Below are 2915 nucleotides of genomic sequence, written 5' to 3' on the forward strand. Positions count from 1 at the left end.
CTCTGGTGTTCGATGCCGAGTTCATCCGCCGCGTCCGGGTTCATTTCCATGTACGGCGTCGGGCTGAACTTGTTGCAGTTGCCGATCTTGCCGGTGCGCGTGCGGGTGTGGAAATGCTCCACCACGCGACCCGAGTTCAACCAGAACGGGTACTCGGCATCGGGGCACTCGTTGTTGTTGACGAAGCGCACCGCGATCAGGTTGGCGCGTCCGTCGGGCGTCTGGAATTTGCCGTCGGTGTACAGGCGAGGGTTGCCGAGAAAGTCTTGGCGCAGCTGCATGTCGAAGCCGTGGGCCGGCCCGATCCGGGCCACGTCGGCTCGCGCCTGCGCTTCGCTGTAGGGCCACTGGATGCCGCGCGCGGCCTCGATGCGGTCGTAGCTCATGCCCGAGATGTCGAGCGTGCGTCCCTCGCCCTTGGACAGATGCTTCATCTCGTCGAACGCGCCTTCCGGCGACGCGGGGAAGTGGATCTTGTTGCGGTCCTCGAAGCGCTTGGCCAGCTGGTTGAAGATCCAGAAGTCGGGCTTGCTGTCGGCGTAGGGCTTCAATACGTTGCGCGTGAGGTTGACGCGGCGCTCGGTGTTGGTGTGGCAGCCTTCTTTCTCGGCCCACACCGCCGCGGGCAGGAAGACGTGCGAATACTTGTTGGTCTCCACGTCCTCGTACACGTCTTGCACCACCAGGAACTCCAGGTTCTCCATCGCCTTGACGATGCGCGGCTGGTTGGCCATCGAAGTCATCGGGTTGGTCGCGACCAGCCACAGGCCCTTGATCTCGCCGGTCTCGATGGCGGGGAAGATGTCGGTCTGGGCCAGGCCGCGGGTTGCCGGAAAGAAGCTCTCGTCGATGCCCCAGTAGTCGGCGACCAATTTGCGGTCCTTGGCTTTTTCCAGTGCTCGGTAGCCGGGCAAGCCGGAGCACGACGACCATTCGCGCGTGCCCATCGCGTTGCACTGGCCGGTGATCGACAGGCTGGTGCCACCGGGAATGCCGATGTTGCCGGTGATCAGGTTGAGGTTGTTGATGTCCACCACGCCGTCGGAGCCGTGCGTGGACTGGTTGATCCCCATCGTCCAGATGCTCATCGCCGTGGGCGCCTTGGCATAGAGGCGCGCCACGGTGCGGATGCGGTCTTCATCGATGCCGCAAACGTGCTGCGCCGTCTTCGGGTCGTAGTCGGCCAGCAGGGTGCGCAGGTCGTCGATGCCCTTGGTGTGCCTGGCGATGTAGTCCTCGTCTTGCAGGCCTTCCTTGAAGATCACATGCATCATCGCGTTGATGAGCACGGTGTCGGTGCCGGGCGTGATGGGCAGGTGGATGTCGGCGAACTGCGCGAACATCGTCACGCGCGGGTCGACCACGATCAGCGGGAACTTGCGCTTTTCCAGCGCTTCCTTGAGACGCCAGTAGATGACGGGGTGCTGCTCTGGCAGGTTGGAGCCGAAGGCCATCAGGCAGTGGGTGTGCTCGAAGTCACCGTAGCAGCCGGGCGGGCCGTCGGAGCCGAACGAGCGCTTGTAGCCCGACACGGCCGAGGCCATGCACAGCGTGGTGTTGCCGTCGTAGTTGTTGGTGCCGATCTGTCCGCGCACCAGCTTGCCGAGCGTGTAGAACTCCTCGGTCAGCAACTGACCGGTGGAAACCACGGCAAACGAGTCACGGCCGTACTTGGCCTGGATTTCCTTGATCTTCGCCGCGGTCTTGTCGAGCGCCGCGTCCCAGCTCGCGGGCTGGAAGGGCAGGTGCGCCTTGTCGCGCATCAGTGGCACCCGGCCGCGCCCGGGCGAGTCGAACAGCTCATGCTCCAGCAGGCCCTTGATGCACAGCTTGCCGCGATTCACGTCGGCGCCGGCATGGCCCCGGCTGGTGACGATCTTGCCGTTCTCGTTCAGGCCGATTTCTATGGCGCAACCGGTCGAGCAATAGTTGCAGGTCGTGTATTTCCATTCCTTCACGTCCTTGACGGGGATGGAAATGGGTTTGCGGTTCGTGCGGCCAAAGATCATCGTGTGTCCTCTTGCGTGAACGTGCTCAGGCCGGCTGGCCCGCCGGGTCCAGCGCCAACTGGTCGAGCTCGTCGCGGTCGAGGTGAACCACGCCGTTGTCGACCTTGACGCTGAACCGCGTGGTGCAGCCGGCGTCCGGTGCCTTGGCACAGCCGTCGGCCAGGCCGATGGTCCAGTTGTGCAGCGGACAGGCCACGCTTTCGCCGAACACGATGCCCTGGCTCAGCGGCCCGCCCTTGTGCGGGCAGCGGTCGAGCAACGCGAAAACCTTGTCTTCGGCGTTGCGGAATACCGCCACGGCAGTGGCCTGCCCGCGCGCCACGCGACGTGCCCCGAGCACCGGGATGTCGTCGATGCGACAAATCGATTTCCAGTTGCTCATGCCACGGCTCCGAGGGGATGGAACTGACGCGTATCCACCGTCGCCTTGTCGAAATCGAACCAGGGGTCGGGTTCGCCGTCGAGCGCGAACTGCAGGCGCTCCCACAGCGCCTTGCGTCCGGCCGGATCGTCGAGGATCTTTTTCTTGACGTGGTCCAGGCCGACGCGCCCGACGTAATGCACGGTGCGCTCCAGGTACCAGCCTTCCTCGCGGTAGAGCTGGCAGAAGGCGCCGGTGTACTCGAGCACCTCCTCGGAGGTCTTGAGCTTCACCAGGAACTGCGCCACCTCCGTCTTGATGCCGCCGTTGCCGGCCACGTACATCTCCCAGCCGGAGTCCACGCCGATGATGCCCACGTCCTTGATGCCCGATTCGGCACAGTTGCGCGGGCAGCCCGACACCGCGAACTTGACCTTGTGCGGCGCGTACATGCGCCACATCGCGCGCTCCAGGTCCTTGCCCATCTGCGTGCTGTCCTGCGTGCCGAAGCGGCACCACTCGCTGCCCACGCAGGTCTTGACGGT

Annotated in this window: 2 protein-coding genes and 1 pseudogene; all 3 read right to left on the reverse strand. The window is 64.4% G+C overall.

Translation table 11 applies throughout. The annotated features are described in order from the left end of the window. A partial coding sequence (locus RMO12_RS13610) for a molybdopterin-dependent oxidoreductase (protein ID WP_309639693.1) occupies positions 1-2009 on the reverse strand: 2009 nt, incomplete at its 3' end. A gap of 25 nt (positions 2010-2034) precedes the next feature. Then, a complete protein-coding gene (gene nirD / locus RMO12_RS13615) occupies positions 2035-2391 on the reverse strand; it encodes a nitrite reductase small subunit NirD (protein ID WP_309639694.1) in 357 nt (118 codons plus the stop codon). Then, positions 2388-2915 (reverse strand): annotated as a pseudogene (locus tag RMO12_RS13620) (nitrite reductase large subunit); the annotation flags it as partial. The pseudogene RMO12_RS13620 and the gene nirD, both read right to left, overlap by 4 nt.

Source organism: Methylibium sp. (assembly GCF_031393925.1).
GTDB lineage: Bacteria > Pseudomonadota > Gammaproteobacteria > Burkholderiales > Burkholderiaceae_C > Methylibium.

Excerpts from the sequence above, each read along its gene's own strand:
- nirD (WP_309639694.1), bottom strand. The coding sequence starts at position 2,391 with ATGAGCAACTGGAAATCGATTTGTCGCATCGACGACATCCCGGTGCTC.